The organism is Micromonospora sp. NPDC049523, from assembly GCF_040676775.1.
GTDB lineage: Bacteria > Actinomycetota > Actinomycetes > Mycobacteriales > Micromonosporaceae > Micromonospora_G.
This window is the reverse complement of record NZ_JBFAPP010000057.1, coordinates 1-1,257: the sequence shown is the minus strand read 5'-3', so window position 1 is coordinate 1,257 and position 1,257 is coordinate 1. Positions and strand designations below refer to the sequence as shown.

Sequence of the window (1,257 nt, the reverse complement as noted above, 5' to 3'; positions counted from 1 at the left end):
CGGCGGCGTACCGGGTGTCGCATCTGGATGCTCTGGAGGCGGAGAGCGTTTTCGTCATGCGTGAGGTGGTGGCGGAGTTGGAGCGTCCGGTGCTGCTGTTCTCGGGTGGCAAGGACTCGATCGTGATGTTGCGGTTGGCGCAGAAGGCGTTCGCGCCGGCGCGGATTCCGTTCCCGGTGATGCATGTCGACACGGGGCACAACTTCGTCGAGGTGCTTGATTACCGGGACCGGCGGGTGGCGGAGTTGGGTTTGCAGTTGGTGGTGGCGAGTGTGCCGGAGGCGTTGGAGTCCGGCCTGGTGCGGGAGTCCGCTGATGGGATGCGGAACCGGATCCAGACGCCGGTGTTGTTGGCGGCGGTGGAGAAGTACCGGTTCGACGCGTTGTTCGGGGGTGCGCGTCGGGACGAGGAGAAGGCGCGGGCGAAGGAGCGGGTGTTCTCGTTCCGGGATGATTTCGGGCAGTGGGATCCGAAGAATCAGCGGCCGGAGTTGTGGTCGTTGTACAACGGGCGTCATCATCCGGGTGAGTCGATTCGGGTGTTTCCGTTGTCGAACTGGACCGAGCTTGACATTTGGCATTACATCGCCAGGGAGCGGTTGTCGCTGCCGTCGATCTACTACGCGCACGAGCGTGAGGTGATCGAGCGGGACGGGATGCTGTACGCGGTGAACGAGTTCATCCAGCCTCGTGGTGTGGAGGAGCCGTTCACGGCGCGGGTGCGGTACCGGACGGTCGGTGACGCCTCGTGTACGGCGGCGGTGTTGTCGGTCGCGGACAGTGTGGAGTTGGTGATCGAGGAGGTCGCCGCGACCCGGATCACCGAGCGGGGGGCGACCCGTGGCGATGACCGGGTCAGTGAGGCCGCGATGGAAGACCGCAAACGGGAAGGTTACTTCTGATGAGCACCACAGCGGTCACCGACACCGGGCTGGTCGAGGGTCGGGCGATGGACCTGTTGCGTTTCGCGACCGCGGGTAGCGTCGACGACGGTAAGTCGACCCTGATCGGCCGGTTGCTCTATGACACGAAGTCGTTGTTCACCGACCAGTTGGCCGCGGTCGAGGCGGTCTCCGCCGCGCGGGGGGACGAGTACACGAACCTGGCGTTGCTCACCGACGGGCTGCGGGCCGAGCGGGAACAGGGCATCACGATCGACGTGGCGTACCGGTACTTCGCCACCCCGCGGCGCAAGTTCATCATCGCCGACACCCCCGGGCACATCCAGTACACCCGCAACATGGTCACCGGCGCGTC

2 protein-coding genes are annotated in these 1,257 nt (G+C 65.3%); both read left to right on the top strand.

What is annotated here, in order from left to right; all coding sequences use genetic code 11:
- Positions 1 to 902, top strand: a 902-nt coding sequence (cysD, locus tag AB0J90_RS35625; protein WP_363603502.1) for a sulfate adenylyltransferase subunit CysD, incomplete at its 5' end; no start/stop codon positions are given.
- A partial coding sequence (locus AB0J90_RS35620; protein ID WP_363603501.1) for a GTP-binding protein occupies positions 902 to 1,257 on the top strand: 356 nt, incomplete at its 3' end. The genes cysD and AB0J90_RS35620, both read left to right, overlap by 1 nt.